The organism is Pseudomonas sp. S2_A02, from assembly GCF_054668495.1.
Window position 1 is genome coordinate 121,094 of sequence record NZ_CP162776.1, and the last position, 19,740, is coordinate 140,833.

Sequence of the window (19,740 nt, forward strand, 5' to 3'; positions counted from 1 at the left end):
GGTGTTCTTGATAGACCCTTCGAACCCGTCCAGAATCAAGTCCATGTGCCATGGACCTTGTCCCGGTTACTGAATGTTCAGGACTAAAGTTCGCGCACTTTACCGAGAAAGGGCCTGATGACAGCAGAACCGACTATCCTTTCGGATGGTGAACACTGCACTTTTGGCAAAAAGGGACGCTATGCCAGACTATGATCGCGCCATCGGCTTCAGAACCGGCATCGCATGCGGTGATCGAACCTGTCTGCTCAGGCCCTGGATATTCAGGCCCTGGCTACCCTGGATGGCTTCAATTACGGTCTTCTGTCTTTTCACGGCAACTCCCGGATACGGCCAGAACGTGCCAGCCGCAGCGGGTGTCGAAAACGCCACGGTTACGGTGATTCAAGCGCAGGAAATCGTTTCCAGGGCCACCCTCGAAGCCGTTCGCTGGAGCGGCCCTGAGTCCGGCCCGCGAGCGCTGCGGGGCAAGAGCATCGCCCTTGTCGCAGAAGATTTGCGTAACGGAGGCATTGTCGGTGTCGCGCAGGGCGCTCGCGAGGCAGCCAAGGCGATGGGCTGGACGCTGAAGATATTCGATGGCGCTGGATCATCGGCCGGGCGCGCAAAGGCCTTTTCCGATGCCCTGGCGGCGAAACCCGATGGCCTCATTTTGTGCGGCTCCGATGCCCTAGAGAACAACGCGGCGCTGATCCTCTTCGCCAACAGGGATGTGCCGGTGGTTGGCTGGCACGCCGGGGCACGCCCCGGGCCGATTGACGGCACCCCGGTGGCCATGAATGTCACGACCGACCCGCTCGAAGTGGCTCGTCTCACGGCCATGGCGGCAGTGGCACAGTCAAATGGACGCGCCGGCGTGGTCATCCTGACCGACTCCAAGTACAGCATCGCCATGGCGAAAGCCAAGGCCATGGAAAACGTCATTCGGGCCTGTCAGGAATGTACGTTGCTGGAAGTGCGCGATGTCGCGATCTCCGAAAGTGGCGAGAAGATGCCGGCGATCACCAAGGAGCTGCTTCAGCACTATGGAAAGCGCTGGACCCATACGCTGGCCATCAACGATATCTATTTCGACTACTCGATTGCCTCATTGACCAATGCCGCAATACCCAGTGACGGCATCAGTCTGTTGTCTGCCGGTGATGGCAGCGCTTCGGCTTTCTTGCGCATACAGGCAAAAACCTACCAGACCGTTACCGTGGCCGAGCCGCTCAACCTGCATGGCTGGCAAGTGATGGATGAATTGAACCGGCTGTTTGCAGGTCAGCCGGTGAGCGGCTTCGTAGCGCCGATTCACTTGGTCAATGCCGACAATATCGCCTTCGACGGCGGGAAGAAATTCCAGTACGACCCTGACAATGGCTATCGAGACATCTATCGCCACCAATGGAATCCCTGACATTGGACGTTACTTCCCGGCTCGGACGCCACCTATTGCCGCAATCGCTGCGCGCGCAGTTCACACTGGCGTTTCTGACGCTGGCGCTGCTGATCCTGGCGGGTGGTGCAACTGCGGTCTACGCGTTGCGCACGTCAAATAGTGCCACCCGCCAGCTGACGGATGAACGACTGGTCCGCATGCAAGATGGGCAAGACATGCTGCAGCGTACCTTGCTGATCGAACGCCAGACCGATCAGCTTCTGACAACCCGCTCCTCCGATACCCTGCGTTCAAGCTATGCGGCCACCGTCGAACAGCTTGAGGCCCTTGATCAACTGGTGCAGCAGCTGACTGCCGCGAACAGTGGCGTGGCGATACTCGACATGCATCAGTCGAGTCAGATGTTCCGCAATACCGCCAACATCGTTGCGCAGCTGCGCGAAAGCCTGCTGCAAACCGAGGTCACTTTCGCGCAAACCCTGGAGGATTACACCGCCCGGTTAACTGCGACCCAGACCCGGGCCAGCCTGGAACTGGCGGTGTTACTTTTCGATCTGCCGCAGGCTGTTGACAGTGATGCCGTGCAACGGCTGCGCATCCGATATGAGCGCCTGTCACGCACCGCAGGCAAGTTACCCGACGCTGATGTGCAGACGCCCGATCTGTTCTCCCTGCGCCTGAGGCTCATCAATCAGCACAGCGTCATACAACGCTTCAATGAGGAACTGAAGAATGAGGCCGGGGTTCTGGTCGCGGTGGCCCGTGCGCAATCCAGTGCTTACACCGAAGACTATCGCGAAGCCGTGCAGCACCTGGTCGAGGCCTCAAATCGTAGCCAGCAATGGGTGCTGATCATGTTGGGCGCCAGCCTGGTGTTCGCCTGGTTTGTAACCCGGGTCTTCATGGGCCGTCACGTGCTCGTACGCCTGAATGAAATAAGCCGACAATTGCGTCAGGAACGCACTGACAAAACGCATTTGATGATGGCGGAACATGGGAAGGACGAGATCGGCAACATGGCTCGCGCGGTGAATCAATTCCTCCAAGACCGACTTCAGCTGGAAAAAAGAACGGTCCAATTGAGTATCGCCACAGAACGGCTCGCCTTGCAAAACAGCCGATTAGAGCAAGAAGCCATCATCCGTGCCGGACAAGGTCATGTCCTGGAGTTGATCGCCAGGAGCACCGAGCTTGCAGAAGTCCTCGACAGCCTGGCTCACTTGGTCGAGTCCCAACTGGAGGGGATGATGGTGTCCATCCTGGTGCTGGATGAGGATGGCAAGCACTTGCTGCACGGGGCTGCGCCCAGTTTGCCGAAAGCCTATAACCAGCTCATTGACGGGATTGCGATCGGTCCGAACGTTGGTTCATGCGGCACCGCGGTGTATCGACGAGAACCGGTCATCGTCACGGATATCGAGCTGGATCCGCTGTGGGAGGAGTACCGTTCAGTCGCTGCGCCCTATGGATTTCGCGCCTGTTGGTCGACGCCGATTCTGTCCCATGAGCGGAAGGTACTGGGTACGTTTGCCTTGTATTCCAGCATCGTCCGCAGTCCTAGTTCGACCGAGACGCGACTGATCGACATGGCGACACCGCTTGCCGGTATTGCGATAGAACGCCAACTTACCGAAAAGCGCATTCGCTATATGGGCGACCATGACGCACTGACCGGGCTGCCGAATCGCACACTGCTCGAAGACCGTCTCAAGCAGGCAATACTTTATGCTCAGCGCTACAGCCGGCTGGTGACGGTGGTGTTTCTCGATCTGGACAAATTCAAACTGGTGAATGACAGCCTGGGGCACAGTGCTGGAGACGAACTGTTGAAAACCGTCGCCCAGCGCATGCTGGAGTGTGTACGCCGCACCGACACCGTCGTGCGACTGGGTGGCGACGAGTTTGTGATCATCCTGTTCGACCAGCCCTCAGACCTGGACGGGGTTACTCTAGTCCTGCACAAAATCCAGGAAGCCATCCTGCGGCCGATTCAGCTCAGCGGACATACACTCCACGTCACCTGCAGCATGGGGTTGGCCACTTACCCTGCCGACGGCAGCGATACCGAGACGTTGCTCAGCAATGCGGACGCCGCCATGTACCGTGCCAAGGAGCTGGGTCGCAACAGTTACCAGTTCTATACGAGCGAGATGAATAATAAGGATCAGGGCAAGCTCGCCATGCAAGACGGGCTTCGAAACGCACTCAACCATGATGAGTTCCTGCTGCTATACCAGCCACAGGTGGATTTGCAGTCAGGTCAGATTATCGGCGTAGAGGCACTGATCCGCTGGCAGCATCCCGAGCTTGGCATGGTGTCTCCAATCAAATTCATTCCGCCGGCCGAAGAGACCGGGTTGATCGTGCCCATCGGCGACTGGGTGATTCATACCGCGTGCAGACAAAACAAGGCCTGGCAGGATGCGGGTTGGCCGCCGATCACCATGTCGGTGAATATTTCAGCACGCCAGTTCATCGAAAGGGACCTGATCGACCGGGTGAGGCATGCCTTGCAAGAAACCGGACTGGACCCGATGTACCTTGAGCTGGAGCTGACCGAAAGTCTGATCATGCAAGACCTTCAGCAAGCCATCAGCAAAATGAAGGAACTGCAATCAATGGGGATCAGTCTCTCGATCGACGATTTCGGCACCGGCTACTCCAGCCTCGCAGCATTGAAAAGCTTCCCGATCGCGAGACTCAAGATCGACCAGTCTTTCGTGCGTGATTTGCCCGACAACGAGAACGACAGAGCCATCGCCACCGCAGTGATTTCGTTGGGGCACAAACTGAACCTCAAGGTCATTGCCGAAGGTGTCGAAACCGAAGAACAGCAAACCTTCCTGCGTGAAAACGGTTGCGATGAAATTCAGGGGCATTTTTTCAGCAGCGCGATCAGCGCAGAGGAAATCAGTCTGTTACTGCGTACGTCCCGGACGCCTCAACCGAGCCGTATTGCGAGCCCTGACCCGGTAAGGCGAAAACGCGATGAAAAACGCCCAAGCAGTCCAATACCCGGGCGTTAATGACTCTGCGTTTATTTCTGGCTAAGAGCAGCGATGGAAAGTCCTGACACGATGAAGGTCAATCCCGCGCCGAGGTTGAGGCCGTTGGCAAGGCGCGGGCGTTGACAAATGTATTGCGACAGGCGCGTGGCGAAGATGCCCATCAACGAGAACCCCACGGCAGTCAACAGGGCGAACCAGAACCCGTAGACCAGCATCTGTACAGTGACCGAGCCGAGCGTGGGATTGATGAATTGCGGAATGAACGCCAGTACGAAAAACCCTGGCTTGGGATTGAGCGCCGCCGAAAGGAAGCCTGTGAGTAAAATGCTGCGCAGCGGCTGCCGCGCGGCGGGAGCGAAGGTCATCAGGCTTTTGGAACGCAACACCTTGACCCCGAGCCAGAGCAGATAGGCGGCCCCCACCAGTTTGACGACCCAGAAGGCGACAGCCGATGTCTGGATCAGTAGCGTCAGCCCTAGCGAAGCGGTGGTAACGTGAAACAGGATGCCCATGCCAGACGACAGGCCTGACACGATGGCTGCCAGGCGACCCTGGCTTAGTCCGCGCCCTATCGCCAGAAGATTGTCAGGGCCTGGAGACAGGACCAGCAGTATGCAGGCTGTAGTGTAGGTGAACCAGATATCCATCGGAAACACGATGACGCTCCTTGTGAGGTATGAGTCGGGTCAACTGATGATGCCCAGGACGGCTGCCCTGACCACCGCTGCGGGCAGATCACTGGTGCACGTAACACCTGATGAAACTGCGGAACAGCTCCAGACCGTTTTCGGTCAGGATGCTTTCAGGGTGAAACTGCACCCCCTCCACCGGCAGGTGGCGATGACGCACGCCCATCACATAACCATCATCCGTAGACCTTGAAGTGACCTCCAGGCAATCGGGTAGCTGCTGGTCGCTGATCATCAGCGAATGATAACGGGTGGCCTGTATGGCGCGTGCTTGCGTGTGGTCATAAACGCCCTTGCCATCGTTCTCGATCTTGCTCACCTTGCCGTGCATCACGTGAGGGGCCCGGCAAACCTGGGCACCAAAGGCCAGGCCGATGGCCTGATGACCCAGGCAAACGCCCAGCAGCGGTAAACGCCCCTGCAAGTGCCTGATCACTTCGATGTAGCCAACGTCGGCCGGATGCCCAGGCCCAGGGCCCAGTACGCAGAAATCCGGCGAGAAAGCCTCAATGCGCTGGATGAGGTCCGGCACGTCGTGACGCTCGACGCGAGTTTCCAGCCCCAGTTGTTCCAGGTACTGGCTGATGATAAAGACGAAGCTGTCATAGGCATCGATCAGGAATACTTTCACAGTCCGATCTCCTTGCCGGTCACCGCCCGGTATACAGAACCCATCTTGTACAACGTCTCTTTCCACTCCATCTCGGGTACCGAGTCGGCGACCACCCCGGCGGATGCCCGCAAGTGGTAGGTACCCTCGTCGAAGACGGTTGAGCGTATGCACAAGGCGGTATTGACGCTGCCATCGAAACCCACCAAGCCCAAGGCTCCGGCGTAGATGCCCCGGCGGTTGCTCTCCATCCCCTCGATCAGCTCCATCGCTCTTACCTTGGGAGCGCCGGACATGGTTCCAGCGGGGAACGAGGCCTTGATCACGTCATAGGCATCCAGGCCGGGGCGGAGCAGGCCGCGAACGTTCGACACCATGTGATAGAGGTGCGAATACTCCTCCACCAGCATGAACTCATCGACTTCCAGCGAGCCGGCCTGGCATACGCGACCGATATCATTGCGACACAGGTCGATCAGCATCAGGTGCTCGGCGCGCTCCTTCTCTGAGCGCGTCAACTCCAGGACCAGCTGAGTCGGATCGACGCCAGGCTTCTTGCCGACGGTACCGGCGATCGGACGCATCTCTATCAAATCGTCCTTGATCCTGACGAACAGCTCAGGACTGGCACCGATCAGGTCGATACCGCCCACATGGGCCAGGTACATGTAAGGAGAGGGGTTGCGAAGTCGCAAGTTCTGGTACACATCGAACGGCGAAACCTTCGAGCGGATGCGAATCTCATGGCCGAGCTGGATCTGATAGACGTCGCCAGCGCGGATGTGCTCCATCGCTACTTCGACACGTTCGAAGAATTGCTCCGGGGTGACCGTGCGGATTTCCTCGAATGTCTCTGGATACGGTGGTAGATCCAACGCCTTGGACGCTGGGGTTGTGGCCAGGAAAGGGTAGTCCTCCAAGGTACGGGGCGCCCAGAGGGGGTGGTTGTTGATCAGGGTTTCGACAACGCCATTGCTGTGGAAATAAACCAGTGTCTGATAGACCGAAAGGGCGATGAGTGGGTAGCTGTAGGTCTGTTCGGCCAGATCGGGTAGCCGCTCAATCAGGCGAACACAGTCGTAGGAGAAATAGCCAAAGAACGCCAGGCTGGAAGGGGCATCAGGCGCAGGCTGGAACGTAGCCTGAATAACCCTGAGCAGGCTCCACGCGGCCTCTCTGTCCGGTAGATGGATTTTGTACTCATGATCTATCTGCACGCCCACTTGTGTCAGGCTGACGGACAAATGTTCACAAAGCGCAGGGCACCCTCGCAATTGTGCCTGGCCCTCATCGATGCAAACTTCGAAAAGGGGGGCGAGCCCGATGATCGTCGCCCTGCGATCACGGCGTGGACCGGAAAGTGATTCAAGAATAAAGACAGACTCGCGACCCAGTTGTGCCAGCGCATTTGCATAGATGCCAAGTGCATCCGCAGATCGACGTTCTTCACGGCGAAGAACATTCACGCAAATTAAATTGTTATTCATGGTTAATACCATTTTCAAGGTGCAACGATTCAGGCACTCCATTAAGAGAGCGCCACGGGAATATAAAGTGCGCAGGCACTTTAAATACGTGTTGACGGATAGCCTGAGTATTCGAGACGGACGCTTTTCATGCCGCGCGCAATACAAGACCTGCAACGGATTGCAGTCAAGCGATGTGCAGGGCACAAGGCGCGAGCGCCTTCGATTTCATGGGTGAATGATCAGGACGTTGCTGGCAGGCAGCAGACAGGCTCCGGTCTTCGCTTGATTAGCGACGCCAGATATTGCTTTTAAAGATGGCCAGAATGGCCCGGGAACAGCTGTCGGGATAGCTGTGGGAGGAACTGATAGCAGAAAGGTGATAGTACATTTTAGACATCCCAGTCTTGGCTAAGCACTGCGGGGAATGATCGGCAGTGCAGCGAAATTACCAGTGCCCCCCAAGGCTGTCAACTGCTGTGCGGATATTAATCTTTCATTCATTTTTTAATGTCGACGGGACGGAAAACTATTCCTGCACACATGTAATCGCGTGTGCTTTTAACAAGAAGCTCGTGCGCGCACAACAGGGAATACCGCAGCTGGGTATTTGTAACTTCTGTCACTAACGTGGCGGCCGTTGAGTTCCAGTAACCCATCAAACCTGAGCGGCTGAAATGAAAGAGCATTTAGAGACATTCAAGAAGCGGTATGATCTGATCTCGTAGGGCCGGTAGTTTCGCTCGGCCTGTCGGGAAGCCGAGAGACAGCCGTTGCATTATCGGGCAGGAGCGATGACGGCTCGCTTGCGGCGTTCAGCACCAAGGAGTGACGAACGCCGTAGGCAGCCTGAAATGTCTCGCTATGTTGCTCGAGTAACGTTTCGGTCGTGCCGACCAGCGTCGGCCTGGCGATGCTGATGACACTGGTCATTTCGAATGGCGTCAGTTTGTAGTTGAGGATGACCGGAATCGCACCACTTCCGATGATCACCAGATAGTAAGCGATGAACGCCACCCCGTTGGGTAGAACAAGCGCTACTTTGTCACCCGGCAATACCTCTAATGCGTTGAGGGCACCTTTATATGAAAGGCTCTTCATTTGCCAACCCCCTCTCAATCCTTGAATTTATGGTCAGACAAAAAAGAGGCAGGCTATGTATGAAGTGTTTCAATCAAGCATCTATGTAATTATTTTCTCGATACCAGTCCAGGGTGTCGGTCAGTGTTTCAGCTACGGGGCGGAACTTGCAATTCAATTCCTTTGAGCTTTTGCTATGGCTGAAATGGGTGCGCCCTTGTTCTTGCTCCATGAGTTTAACAGTGGAGGTGCTGATGAGTACCGGTTTTTTTGTAATTCGATAATAACCTTCATAGATCAACGCAATTATACGCAGCATGAACAGTGGTACTTTGCGTTCCGGCGCTTTTACGCCGCTGACACTGGACAGTGCCTGGAAAATGCTTTTCATGTCCATATGATTGCCGGCTGCCAGATAACGTTCTCCGGATCTGCCGTGTGTGATTGCCGCGAGCTGATGTTCCGCCACATCCCTGGCGTCTACAACGGAAAAACTTCCAGGTAATACGCCCGGTAACTTCTTTCCGACAAAGTCGAGCAAGAACTGTCCTGATGAGGTGGGGCCGATATCCCCGGGGCCAAACATCCAACCCGGCAATACCATGGCAACGAACATGTCTGGGTGCTGCGACAGAAACTCTTGAACTTTCTGCTCAGACAATATTTTACTCAAGTAGTAATCGTCTGCCTCCAATTCACTGCGAGACATTGTTTCATCGATCACTTGATCTTTATCGCCCTTCAAAACCGCAATGGAGGAAGTATGGACTGCGCGACGAATGCCGGCGGTATAAGCGGCTTGCAATAATCGTTCGGTTCCAGTCACATTAGTGTCATACAGTTTCTGCCAGTGCTTTCCGCCTTTGTAACTGTCGCGGAAATAGGCGGCTGTATGAAACAAGGCATCACAGCCTTGCAAAGCATGGCTGAAGGCGTCGACATTGAGCATGTCGCCTTCGACAAATTCGACAGGTAGATTGCCGAACTGCTTCTTGGCTTTTTCTACGGAACGAACCAGCGCTTTTACTTTGATATTTCGTTTTAAAAGCGCATGAACCACATTATTGCCGAGCAGGCCAGTAGCGCCTGTAACGAAGGCATATTCCATTAAAATCCAGCTCCTCTGAGGTATCTGCTGCATTGAGATTGATGCCACCGTGCTCGATGCTTTGATCTGGCATAGGTTACATCAATGGCGGCAAGTAAAAACCATTCGGTATCTGAAAATCAAGCGGTATTTCAAGAGCGTCGCACGGTCGACGTCCTTGAATCCCCGAAAACCCCACAGTTTAGAGGGGTGTAGACAGCCGGCATCCATCAACAAGCCCAGCCTCGCTGATTCGATCGGGCAGGGGGGGGCACGCGTCAGGCTGGATACCAGCCTATCTTGGGTCTCCCTCCCGCCGGCCTTGTACATGGCATGGCACTCCTTAAAAGTTTAAAGGTGAAGTGATTAAGACGGCGTAGTATAAGATATGATTGTTAAAACAGATTTTTCGCAGTGAATAGCAGATCTGTTGCATCGTTACAAATGGATTTTTTTGTTTGGCCAAAGGAGCCGAAGGTGTGATTAAAAAGAGATTGGGTCGAGAAGAAAGTCAGCAAGTAACGAGAGATAAATTATTCGACACGGCCACTGAGCTTATGGTGACAAAAGGCTTTCACGCCGCCAGTGTCAATGCTATTTCCGAGGAGGCCGGTTTTTCGAAGGGCGCTTTTTTTTCGAACTTTTCAAGTAAGTCGGACTTGCTTCTGCAATTGACTCAGAGATTCAAGAGGGTTGAAATCCATCGATTGAGTACGACCCTGTCTTCGGGTTCTTCATCGGAAGAGTTGGCCCATGGGTTGAATGCATATATTGACACGCTTAAAAATAATGCCAGCTGTGCGATTCTTGATGCTGAACTGCAACTGAATGCCTTGCGCAATGAAGAGTTCTCAAAGCATTATTACGCTCTGCATGAGGAAAATAGTGAGGCCTTGGGTAAGCTGATTACCATTATATTTAATCATGCAGGCAAGAAACCTCCTCTGGCGTACGCCGCTCTTGCAAGAGTCTTCACCGCTTTGTCGGAAGGTTTGATACTGCAAGGGCATAAAGATCCGGCCTCTGAAATTAAGCTGGTGTTGAATTCGCTTATCCAGACAGCAGAATCTTTATAGACGCTGCCATTCTTGTGATACATACGGTATTCGCATGTCCGAGGCTCAGACCTCGGGCAGGATGCGAAAACGCCCCTCTGTATTTTCATGGTGGTGGGGCATTGCCTGGTACGGAGCAGAGTGCGTCTATGCGGGATAAACGATCACTCAACACCGCAGCCCCGTGGTATCGATGCCCTGAACGGAGTCTGAAAAACGCGTTGATACTCATAAAATCATGCCCGTAACATCCAGGCTCTTCATGCGTCAGGGAATGGTCCAACAGCATGACCAAGGAAATAACCCTGCAACCCAGCATTGCTATCGAACCAATGATTACGTGTCCATTGGTGGTGGACCGACCTAAAGCCTCAGTTAAGCAGTCGAACAACTCCGGTCTTCAACCGGAATACAGTGCCAACTACGAAAATAGTGCGCATGGAATTTCAGTGCAGGCAACCTATCGGTATTGATCGATATGACTCCATTTTTGCAAGTCTTCCACCTTTAATCGAAAAGCAACTATCCCGACGGGGCGTGAGTTCCACCTGTCAGTCAGCACCCGCTGCCGCGAGTACTTTCGCGGTAGTGGGTGGTTTGCTCAGCCACCAACAGCAACGACTGCGGCACAGGACTTTGCGGGTGTTGCGGCTCCTGCAGGCCGGCCAGCCGAAAACCGGCCATGTCCAGCGCATTGAGCCAACTGGACAATGTTCGGAAATACCACGGCATGGGTTGCCACTGCCCTTTGAAGCCGGCAAAGGTTTCCTCCCGCCAACCATCCTGATAGTTGCCCGCCGCCGCAGTCCATGGATGCAGCGTCTGGATTGCCAGCGCGCCGCCAGGGGCGAGCAGGGCGTTCATGGCGGCGAGCAGGGGGATGATGTCCTGGTGCAGCAGGGCGAAGTTGGCGCAGATCAGGTCGTAGTTGCTGCCGATATCCACCTTCGCTTCCACCAACGCTTCATAGCTCGCCAAATGCACCCGCGAAGAGCCCGCCGCCCGCGCCGCCTCGACCAGCGTCGCATCGCCATCCACACCGACCGACTCGATGGCCCGTTCAGCCAGCGCCCGCAACAGCCAGCCCTCGCCGCAGCCCAGGTCGAGCACACGCTCGGGTTGGCGGCTTAATACCGCCAGCAGGATTGCCTGGTCGGTGACCTTGAGGCGGCTTTCGATGGTGCCGGTGCGGATAGCCTCGATCCAGGATTGGGCGTTGTGGTGCCAGCTCTGGAGGAGGGTGGATTCGGGAGCAGGCATTTCGATGTCCGGAGTTGTTGGGTGGATGAAAGGATAGGATAAATGCGGGTGGAGCAGACCTTCTCGGTAACGCTTTACCTGCGTCCGGTCGAAATGATCGATAAGCCCCCGCAAGGTACAAGCGCTATTCTGTGGCGCAAGCATCCGGGCTATCCTCAATACCGACGCTTAAGGTGAAGATGTCCACCTATAGCGGGGTAGAATGTACGTGCTGCGAACGAAACGCTGGAGTACGGCTTATGGCAGGTATTCAAAAAATTGCTCAGATCGGCTATTCATCGCAAGCCGGCACCTATGTCAAGGGGCGCCCGAGCTATCCAGTCGAACTACATACCTGGCTTAGAGAAGCACTCGAAATCCTTCCGGGATCGACGGTTATCGATTTAGGGGCCGGCACCGGCAAATTCACTCGATTGTTGAGTTCCATGGAGATCGATGTTGTTGCAGTCGAACCTGTTGAGGCTATGCGAACCGAGTTTGCCAAGAGTCTACCGGGCATCAGGATTCTGGAGGGGAGGGCCGAATGCATCCCGGTCGGATCTGGAACAGCACAAGCATTGGTATGCGCCCAGGCCTTCCACTGGTTTGCAAACGAAAGGGCTCTTGCCGAGATACATCGAGTGCTCAAACCGAATGGCCGACTGGGGCTGATCTGGAACGTACGCGATGAGTCGGTGGACTGGGTTGCAGCCATCACGGACATCATTACTCCGTACGAAGGCGATACTCCGCGCTTTCATACCGGACTCTGGCGGTTACCATTCACGGGGCGCCACTTCTCTACCCCCGAACTGACCTGCTTTCGATACACGCATTCAGGTAGTGCCCAGGAAGTCATCATTGACCGGTTCTTGTCGGTCAGTTTTATCGCCGCTCTGCCTTCTGCCGAAAAGGCGAAAGTGACCGAGCAGTTGCAGTACCTGATCGAAACTCACCCATCCTTGCGCGGGCGTGAAATTATTGAATTCCCATATCAAACCCAAGCTTATCTATGTCGCCGTTTGGATTGATTGACAGGATTCCGCCTGCTAAATCGTGCTGGACGCATGGATTCGTCAGTGAGTTTCGATGGCATCGACTCGCGTAGCAAAGCGCTAAACCGCGGCGGATGTCCCGGGTTTTTTTAGCTATTTTTTCTAGAGGCGGGGCGAGGCTTATCGTTTCATGTGTGCGTTTTGGCACCAGCAACCGCTCGATGGCGCCACTCACCATGTTTTCCATCAGGTTATCGCGCTCTTGTTCATCCAGCGAATAGTGCGTCAGCCAACTGGGCGCACTGTTGAGCAAGGCGGCAATGGCGTGACCGGCGGCCATCCGGCCCTGTTCACTGAATCGGGGGCGGATGCCGAGCATCAGCAGCAACTTGCGTTCGTACTGCTCGCGCAGTTGCCGGACCCGTTCCTGCTGCTCTTCATTCAGGCAGCCGCTGTCGCGCTCCGCTAGACGAAAATGCCAGGGCATCTCCCGATGCAGATTCAGGTGCGCGCGGATCAATTGGTTGAGTCTGTCGCGTTTTGCCGGGGCCGCTTGTCCGATGCGCCCCAGGGTGGCCAGCAGCTCTTCGTAGAACTCCTCGATCAGGTCGAGCAGCATGTGCTGCTTGCTGGGGTAATGGTGATACAGCGAGCCCGGGGCGAGCCCCAGGCAGGTCGCGAGCTCACGCATGCCGACCTGACCGAAACCCTTGCTGGCAAAGAGCTCCAGCACCTTGTCCCGGTATTCGGCGAAGCGCGAGCAACGCTCAGGCGTAGGCATGGAAGCCACGCCCCGTTTTGCGCCCCAGGTAGCCGGCGGCGACCATTTCCTTGAGCAGTGGAGCGGGGCGGTATTTGCTGTCGTTGAAGCCGTCGTAGAAGGCTTCAAGGATTGCCAGCACGGTGTCCAGGCCGATCAGGTCCGCCAACGCCAGCGGGCCGATCGGCTGGTTGCAGCCCAGGCGCATGCCGGCGTCGATGTCTTCGGCGCTGGCCAGGCCTTCCTGAAACACCAGGATCGCTTCATTGATCATCGGCACCAGAATCCGGTTGACCACGAAACCCGGACGGTTGCCCGCGGTAATTGCGGTTTTGCCGAGTGTGGTCGCCATGTCCAGCGCCAAGGCGTGGGTGGCATCGCTGGTTTGCAGGCCACGAATCACTTCAATCAGACCCATTACCGGCACCGGGTTGAAGAAATGCAGACCGATGAAGCGCTCAGGCTGACTGACACTGGCAGCGAGTTGAGTAATGGACAGCGACGACGTGTTCGAGGCAATCACACAGTCGGCGCTGACCTGCGCGGCGATTTGTTGCAGCACGCGCAGTTTCAGGTCGAGGTTTTCGGTGGCGGCTTCGATCACCATTTGCACGTTTTGCAGGCTGTTGTAATCGGTACTGGTGCGAATCTTGTCGAGGGCAGCGAGCTTTTGCTCATGCGTCAGCGTGTTTTTGGCGACCTGCCGATCGAGGTTTTTATCGACGGTCGCGATTGCCTTTTGCAAGGCACTCTCGCAGATGTCGATCAAGGTCACGTTGAAACCGGCCAGTGCGCAGACTTGCGCGATGCCATTGCCCATAGTGCCGGCGCCGATGACGCCAATGTTCTGAAGATTCATGCGCATGTCCTTATCAAACCCGCTCGAACAACACGGCGATGCCTTGGCCGCCGCCGATGCACATGGTCGCCAGGGCATAACGGCCTTGGCAGCGATGCAGTTCATGAATGGCTTTGGTGGCGATGATCGCGCCAGTGGCGCCTACCGGATGGCCCAGCGAGATGCCCGACCCGTTGGGGTTGACCTTCTGCGGATCGAAGCCCAGTTCTTGCGCTACGGCACAGGCCTGGGCGGCGAAGGCTTCGTTGGACTCGATCACATCAAGGTCGGCAACGGTCAGACCGGCGCGCTTGAGCACCAGGCGGGTGGCGGGAATCGGGCCCAGCCCCATCATTGAAGGTTCAACGCCGGCGTGGGCATAACCCACCAGTCGGGCCATGGGCTTGAGGCCTTGTTCCTGAACAGTTTGGCCCGTGGCCATGATCAGTGCGCCGGCACCATCATTGAGGCCGGATGCGTTGCCGGCGGTGACGCTACCGTCCTTTTTGAAGGCCGGTTTCATGCGGCTCAATTGCTCGGCGTTGACCTCGGCCCGTACATGCTCATCCGTCGCAAACGACACCGTCCCTTTACGGGTCGCAATTTCGATCGGCACGATCTGCCCGGCAAAACGCCCTTCGGCAATCGCCCGGGCAGCGCGCTGCTGGCTGAGAAGCGCCAATTCATCTTGGGTCTGGCGCGAGATGCCATAGTGCTCGGCGATATTTTCAGCGGTGATACCCATGTGGAAACCGGCAAACGGGTCTTGCAATGCCCCAAGCATGTAGTCGACGGCCTGCATGTCGCCCATTCGTGCGCCCCAGCGCGCCTGCGGCAACAAGTACGCGCCTCGGCTCATGGACTCGACGCCGCCGGCCAGCGCAGCGCCCGCATCCCCCAGCATCAAACTTTGCGCGGCACTGACAATCGCCTGCAAACCCGAACCGCAAAGGCGGTTGACGTTGAAGGCGGGAGTTTCTTTGGTCAGGCCGGCATTCATCGCTACGACCCGGGAGATGTAGGCATCGCGGGCCTCGGTCGGGATCACATGTCCCATCACCGCATGGCCAATGTGCTCGGGCGCCAGCCCTGATCGTTCGATAGCGGCGCGGCAAACGTCGGTTGCCAACTGAATAGGCGGCACATCCTTGAGTGAACCGCCAAAGCTGCCGATGGCAGAACGGACGGCGCTCACTACAAAAATATCGGAATGGTTCATGTCGGCTCTCTGAATAGGTCTTTTTTGTTGGGCACGAGTCTAGAATCAGCAGCGCCACAGGCCTATGCCAAAACTGTTCAAGGGTGATGGCGTTTTTTGCCATATTCAGATGTGACGAGAGAGGCATTCAAATGCGGGAAACGGATTCGGTGGCGGTTTACTTCATGTACCCCATGATCCATGCATTACGTGAGGAACCGCAGCGTCTGCGGGCAGTACTTGAACAGGTGGGAATTGATCCGGCACTGATGGACCAGCCGACGGCACGGGTGCCGGCCACGGCTTTCGCCGCGTTGTGGCTGGTGCAGATTCGTGAATTGAACGACGAGTTTTTCCAGCTGGACTCCCACGGAATGCCACCAGGCAGTTTTGCCTTGATCTGTCGGGCATTGATTCAGGAGCCGACACTGGAAAAAGCCATGCGTCAGTGCCTGGCCAATTTCGCCCTGTTCCTGCGTGATTTTCGCGGCACCTTGAGTGTGCGCGGCAAGCGTGTGGTCATCAGCTTGCAGACCTGTTCGCAGAACAGCGAGGTCAGCCGGTTGGGCGAAGAAACGTTTCTGGTGTTGATGATCAGCCTGCTGTGCTGGCTGGGCGGGCGGCGCATTCCGATCGATCGTGCGGACTTTCGTCATCAGCGTTTGTCGCTGCGTGATGATGCCATGCTCTGGGGTCCCAACCTGACCTTTGGCACCGAACGCACCGAAATCGAGTTCGCCAGTCACTATCTGCGGCTGCCGGTGATTCAAGACCTTGCCTCGCTGAAAGTGTTTTTACGCACCGCACCGCAATGGCTGGTGATCCGCTTTCGCAATCAGCATGGGCTGACATCGCAGGTTCATCAGCGCCTGCGCCATAGTCATTACAGCGAATGGCCGACCTTGCAGGCCTTCGCCCTGGAGCAGCACCTGAGCCCCAGCACCTTTCGCCGCAAACTGGGACGTGAAGGTTGTTCGTATCAGGAAATCAAGGATGAAGTGCGGCGCGTGGTGGCGTTTGAACGGTTGCGCCAGAGCAAGGCGAGCATCAGCGATATTGCTGAACAATTGGGATTTCAGGAGCCCAGTGCGTTTCATCGGGCGTTCAAGAAATGGACGGGGGAGAGCCCGGGGCGGTATCGGGCGCGGTTTCAGGAGGGTTCTGAATGATCCCCTGGTCGGCAGCGCGGATCGCGTAGCCATTTCCTCCCAGTCGATTGTTGCGTCCTGATCGCGCAGATCGCCGCAGATTGAGTCGAACTCGTCGTGCGGCTGCTTAGGCGAGCACATGCGACTGGCTTTGCATCTCTCGTTCAAGAAAATCGATGAACGCGCGCACCTTCGCATTTAAAGCCGATCGCTCGGTGACGCAGGCATAGATGTGCATCGGTTCAGGCTCTGCGCAAGCTGCATTGCGATTGCCCGGCTCGAACAATGGCAGTAGTCGGCCGCTGTCGATCAATGGCTGAGCGACGAAGCTGGCGAGGCGTGCGATCCCTCCGCCGTTTACAGCAATCTGCGCGATCGTATCAATATCATCGCAGATAAAGCCCGAATTGACTTTGGCTTCGAAACGGCTGCCATTGAGTACAAAGGTCCAGGGCAGAAAACGACCATCAGTTGGATAGCGAAAGACAAGACAAGTGTGTTGCTTCAGCTCCCCAGGTGTTGTCGGGATGCCCGCGCGGTCGAGATACGCGGGTGACGCGCAGAACACGAAAGGACGCGAGGCGATACGCCGGGCAATGAGCTGATCGTTCAGTTGCGCTTCAATACGGATGCTGACGTCGACGCCCTCCAGCCGATGATCGACGCTGCGATCCGTACTGATCAGTTCGATGTTGATGCGCGGATAGGCGTCCTTGAATGCGGGCATTAATGGCGCGAGTACATGCCGACCAAATGCCGCGGTGGTGGCGATGCAAAGCGGCCCATGCGGCTTGGTTTCGACAGTGGCGGCTTGCGAGGCGAGATCAATATCGCCCGGAATGTGGCGCACCTTCTCGAAATAGCGAGTGCCGCTTTCGGTGAGCGCCATGCTCCGGGTCGTACGAGAGAGCAGGCGCACGCCCAAGTGGGCTTCGAGCCGCGTGATGCTCTGGCTGACCGCCGCGGCGCTCATGCCTTGGGCACGGGCCGCCGCCGCGATGCTGCCGTTTTCTACGACACGGATATAGGTATTGATCAAACCAAGAATATCCATCGGGTCCCCATGCTCGATTCGTTGATTTTTCTTAAGAATGATTCAAGCGTAACGCGTCTACCGGCGTGTTTGGCAGCTTGCTAAGTTAGCCGCTCTCGCCACTCAAGATCGACAAGGCTCAAATCGATGACTGATAGAACAGCTAGAAATACTGCACGTTTTCGCTTGCCTAAACACACGACGCCTTACGTCTTTGCGCTTTACATGGCCACTATCATGGCGTTTCTCATGTGTCTCGTCATCACAATCGCTGAATTCGGAATAGGTGAACATTACATGGAGAATGTGATGAATGCGTACCAGGTGGCAATGCCTTCGGCATTCGTCTGCGTGCTCATCGTGCGTCCATTCGTCGCCCGACTTGTGGCGTGGACCGTGCAAGTCCACTGAGAGAGAAAAAGTGGGGAATGCGCAGTGATCGTATGACTATGATTGAAAAGTTGTGGTCACCATACCGGGAAAATAGAAGGACTATCGGCCAGCATTTCCCGCGTCATTTGCGGGATATGGACCCACATGTCTTTGAGACAGACGGCCATTTTTCCGATTGACAGGGTGGTAGGGGACTCGATATAAAAAGCCAAGTTGTACGACGACAGACAATTCGTCGGCAATCATCACCCTAATCCAACAATAAAGTGATGCCATGAATCTGAACGAGCCCATCAATGCTCAGCGAGTCGGCCAGGCCGTCGGCAAATATCGCTGGACGATCTGCGCGCTGTTGTTTTTTGCCACCACCGTCAATTACCTCGACCGCCAAGTATTGAGTCTGTTGGCGCCGGACCTATCGACGCAATTTGGCTGGAGTAATAGCGATTACGCCAATATCGCCTCTGTCTTCCAGTTTGTGTACGCGATTTCCATGCTATTTGCCGGCCGCGTGGTCGACAAGATCGGCACCAAGACCGCCTATGTGGTAGCGATCGGCATTTGGTCGACCGGCGCGATCATGCACGCCTTTGCGGTGCCGATGGGTGAGGGGATTGGTGCCGTGTTCAGCGCGTTCGGCATTGCCATGATTCCGGTTTCGATCGCAGGTTTCATGGTGTCGCGCGCCGTGCTGGCAATAGGCGAAGCGGGCAACTTCCCGATCGCAATCAAGGCCACCGCAGAATACTTCCCGAAGAAGGAGCGTTCCTTTGCCACCGGCATTTTCAATTCCGGTGCCAATGTGGGCGCGATCCTGGCGCCGATCTGCGTGCCGCTGATCGCCAGCCTATGGGGCTGGGAAGCGGCTTTCATCGTAATCGGTATGTTGGGCTTCGTTTGGGTGGGCGTATGGATTGCGCTGTACGAGAAACCGGAGCAGCAAAAACGCCTGTCGGCGCAGGAGCTGGCCTACATCCGCAGCGATCAGGTCGTGCAGGTGGTCACCCGCCCGGTACCGGGTGTCGTCGATAAAAAAGTATCGTGGTTCAAATTGCTGACCTACCGTCAGACGTGGGCCTTTGCCTTCGGTAAATTCATGACCGACGGTGTGTGGTGGTTCTTCCTGTTCTGGCTTCCCACCTATCTATCGGCGCAATACGGCATGAAAGGCCAAGCCATCGTGATGCCGCTGGCCGTGTTGTACAGCATGACCATGGTCGGCAGTATTGGCGGCGGCTGGTTCCCCAGCTATTTCATGTCACGCGGCGACGCGCCGTATGACGGTCGCATGAAAGCCATGCTGGTGATCGCTTTCTTCCCGCTGCTGGTGTTACTGGCGCAGCCATTGGGTTACATCAGTTTCTGGGTGCCAGTGCTGCTGATTGGCGTGGGCGCATCGGCGCACCAGGCATGGTCGTGCAACATTTTCACCACCGTGTCGGACATGTTTCCGCAAAAATCCATCGCCTCGGTGGTCGGTATTGGCGGTTTGGCAGGCGGCTTGGGCGGCGTAGTGATGACCAAGATCGGCGGTTGGGTGATCGATCACTACAAGCTGATCGGTGATATTCATACCGGCTACATGATCATGTTTGCCATCTGTGCGCTGGCCTATCTGGTGGCATGGAGCGTAATGAAGGCGCTGGTACCACGCCATAAGGAAATCACCGATCTGTAAACAGCTGGCACCCGTAAACCAGCGAGCGCTACGCACTGCGATGGATTTCGTCGCGGTGCGTGACCTGACCCCTTCCTCTGAG

General features: G+C 56.2%; 16 protein-coding genes and 1 pseudogene. 7 read left to right on the plus strand and 10 right to left on the minus strand.

All coding sequences use genetic code 11. The features are described 5' to 3' along the window. The first annotated feature begins 379 nt into the window (after positions 1 to 379). Positions 380 to 1,399, plus strand: coding sequence for a substrate-binding domain-containing protein (locus AB4O41_RS00480; RefSeq protein ID WP_460148235.1), 1,020 nt, complete (start codon positions 380 to 382; stop codon positions 1,397 to 1,399). After that, positions 1,387 to 4,407: an EAL domain-containing protein gene (locus AB4O41_RS00485; RefSeq protein ID WP_460145736.1), complete on the plus strand. Its 3,021-nt coding sequence runs from the start codon at positions 1,387 to 1,389 to the stop codon at positions 4,405 to 4,407. The genes AB4O41_RS00480 and AB4O41_RS00485 overlap by 13 nt, the downstream gene beginning before the upstream one ends. 11 nt (positions 4,408 to 4,418) lie before the next feature. Here AB4O41_RS00485 and AB4O41_RS00490 read toward each other — a convergent pair whose 3' ends face one another. The 5 genes from AB4O41_RS00490 to AB4O41_RS00510 form a co-directional block, all read right to left on the minus strand. Continuing rightward, positions 4,419 to 5,045, minus strand: coding sequence for a LysE family translocator (locus AB4O41_RS00490; protein ID WP_460145737.1), 627 nt, complete (start codon positions 5,043 to 5,045; stop codon positions 4,419 to 4,421). A 79-nt stretch (positions 5,046 to 5,124) separates the two neighbouring features. After that, positions 5,125 to 5,709 carry an anthranilate synthase component II gene (locus AB4O41_RS00495; protein ID WP_460145738.1) on the minus strand — a complete coding sequence of 195 codons (585 nt, stop codon included), beginning with the start codon at positions 5,707 to 5,709 and terminating at the stop codon, positions 5,125 to 5,127. Continuing rightward, a complete protein-coding gene (locus AB4O41_RS00500; RefSeq protein ID WP_460145739.1) occupies positions 5,706 to 7,175 on the minus strand; it encodes an anthranilate synthase component I family protein in 1,470 nt (489 codons plus the stop codon). Before AB4O41_RS00500 ends, AB4O41_RS00495 begins: the two co-directional genes overlap by 4 nt. A 678-nt stretch (positions 7,176 to 7,853) precedes the next feature. Further along, positions 7,854 to 8,255, minus strand: a complete 402-nt coding sequence (locus tag AB4O41_RS00505) for an AMP-binding protein (protein WP_460145740.1) — start codon at positions 8,253 to 8,255, stop codon at positions 7,854 to 7,856. Positions 8,256 to 8,328: 73 nt separating this feature from the next. Next, positions 8,329 to 9,342 (minus strand): SDR family oxidoreductase, encoded by a 1,014-nt coding sequence (locus AB4O41_RS00510; protein ID WP_460145741.1) that lies wholly within the window; start codon positions 9,340 to 9,342, stop codon positions 8,329 to 8,331. Positions 9,343 to 9,800: 458 nt separating this feature from the next. On the opposite strand from AB4O41_RS00510, the gene AB4O41_RS00515 reads away from it, so the two are divergent. After that, positions 9,801 to 10,397 carry a TetR/AcrR family transcriptional regulator gene (locus tag AB4O41_RS00515; protein ID WP_460148236.1) on the plus strand — a complete coding sequence of 199 codons (597 nt, stop codon included), beginning with the start codon at positions 9,801 to 9,803 and terminating at the stop codon, positions 10,395 to 10,397. 534 nt (positions 10,398 to 10,931) lie between these two features. Here AB4O41_RS00515 and AB4O41_RS00520 read toward each other — a convergent pair. After that, complete coding sequence (locus AB4O41_RS00520) at positions 10,932 to 11,636, minus strand: class I SAM-dependent methyltransferase (protein ID WP_460145742.1); 705 nt, start codon at positions 11,634 to 11,636, stop codon at positions 10,932 to 10,934. Positions 11,637 to 11,875: 239 nt separating this feature from the next. Between AB4O41_RS00520 and AB4O41_RS00525 the strand changes: the two genes are divergently transcribed. Next, positions 11,876 to 12,646: a class I SAM-dependent methyltransferase gene (locus AB4O41_RS00525; protein WP_460145743.1), complete on the plus strand. Its 771-nt coding sequence runs from the start codon at positions 11,876 to 11,878 to the stop codon at positions 12,644 to 12,646. Between the two features lie 103 nt (positions 12,647 to 12,749). Here AB4O41_RS00525 and AB4O41_RS00530 read toward each other — a convergent pair. From AB4O41_RS00530 to AB4O41_RS00540, 3 genes and pseudogenes are all read right to left on the minus strand, one after another. Beyond that, positions 12,750 to 13,391 (minus strand): annotated as a pseudogene (locus tag AB4O41_RS00530) (TetR/AcrR family transcriptional regulator); the annotation flags it as partial. Continuing rightward, positions 13,378 to 14,229, minus strand: coding sequence for a 3-hydroxybutyryl-CoA dehydrogenase (locus AB4O41_RS00535; protein WP_460145744.1), 852 nt, complete (start codon positions 14,227 to 14,229; stop codon positions 13,378 to 13,380). The pseudogene AB4O41_RS00530 and the gene AB4O41_RS00535, both read right to left, overlap by 14 nt. Positions 14,230 to 14,242: 13 nt before the next feature. After that, positions 14,243 to 15,427: an acetyl-CoA C-acyltransferase family protein gene (locus AB4O41_RS00540; protein ID WP_460145745.1), complete on the minus strand. Its 1,185-nt coding sequence runs from the start codon at positions 15,425 to 15,427 to the stop codon at positions 14,243 to 14,245. A gap of 131 nt (positions 15,428 to 15,558) precedes the next feature. Between AB4O41_RS00540 and AB4O41_RS00545 the strand changes: the two genes are divergently transcribed. Continuing rightward, the gene (locus AB4O41_RS00545; protein ID WP_460145746.1) at positions 15,559 to 16,575 is read left to right on the plus strand and encodes an AraC family transcriptional regulator; all 1,017 of its coding nucleotides are present in this window, start codon (positions 15,559 to 15,561) and stop codon (positions 16,573 to 16,575) included. A 106-nt stretch (positions 16,576 to 16,681) separates the two neighbouring features. On the opposite strand, the gene AB4O41_RS00550 is transcribed toward AB4O41_RS00545, so the two are convergent. After that, positions 16,682 to 17,608, minus strand: coding sequence for a LysR family transcriptional regulator (locus AB4O41_RS00550; protein WP_460145747.1), 927 nt, complete (start codon positions 17,606 to 17,608; stop codon positions 16,682 to 16,684). Positions 17,609 to 17,734: 126 nt separating this feature from the next. On the opposite strand from AB4O41_RS00550, the gene AB4O41_RS00555 reads away from it, so the two are divergent. Together AB4O41_RS00555 and AB4O41_RS00560 are read left to right on the plus strand one after the other, a co-directional pair. After that, on the plus strand, positions 17,735 to 17,998 hold the full coding sequence (locus AB4O41_RS00555; protein ID WP_460145748.1) for a DUF2798 domain-containing protein: 264 nt from the start codon (positions 17,735 to 17,737) through the stop codon (positions 17,996 to 17,998). A 256-nt stretch (positions 17,999 to 18,254) separates the two neighbouring features. Then, the gene (locus AB4O41_RS00560; RefSeq protein WP_460145749.1) at positions 18,255 to 19,658 is read left to right on the plus strand and encodes an MFS transporter; all 1,404 of its coding nucleotides are present in this window, start codon (positions 18,255 to 18,257) and stop codon (positions 19,656 to 19,658) included. Positions 19,659 to 19,740 lie beyond the last annotated feature (82 nt).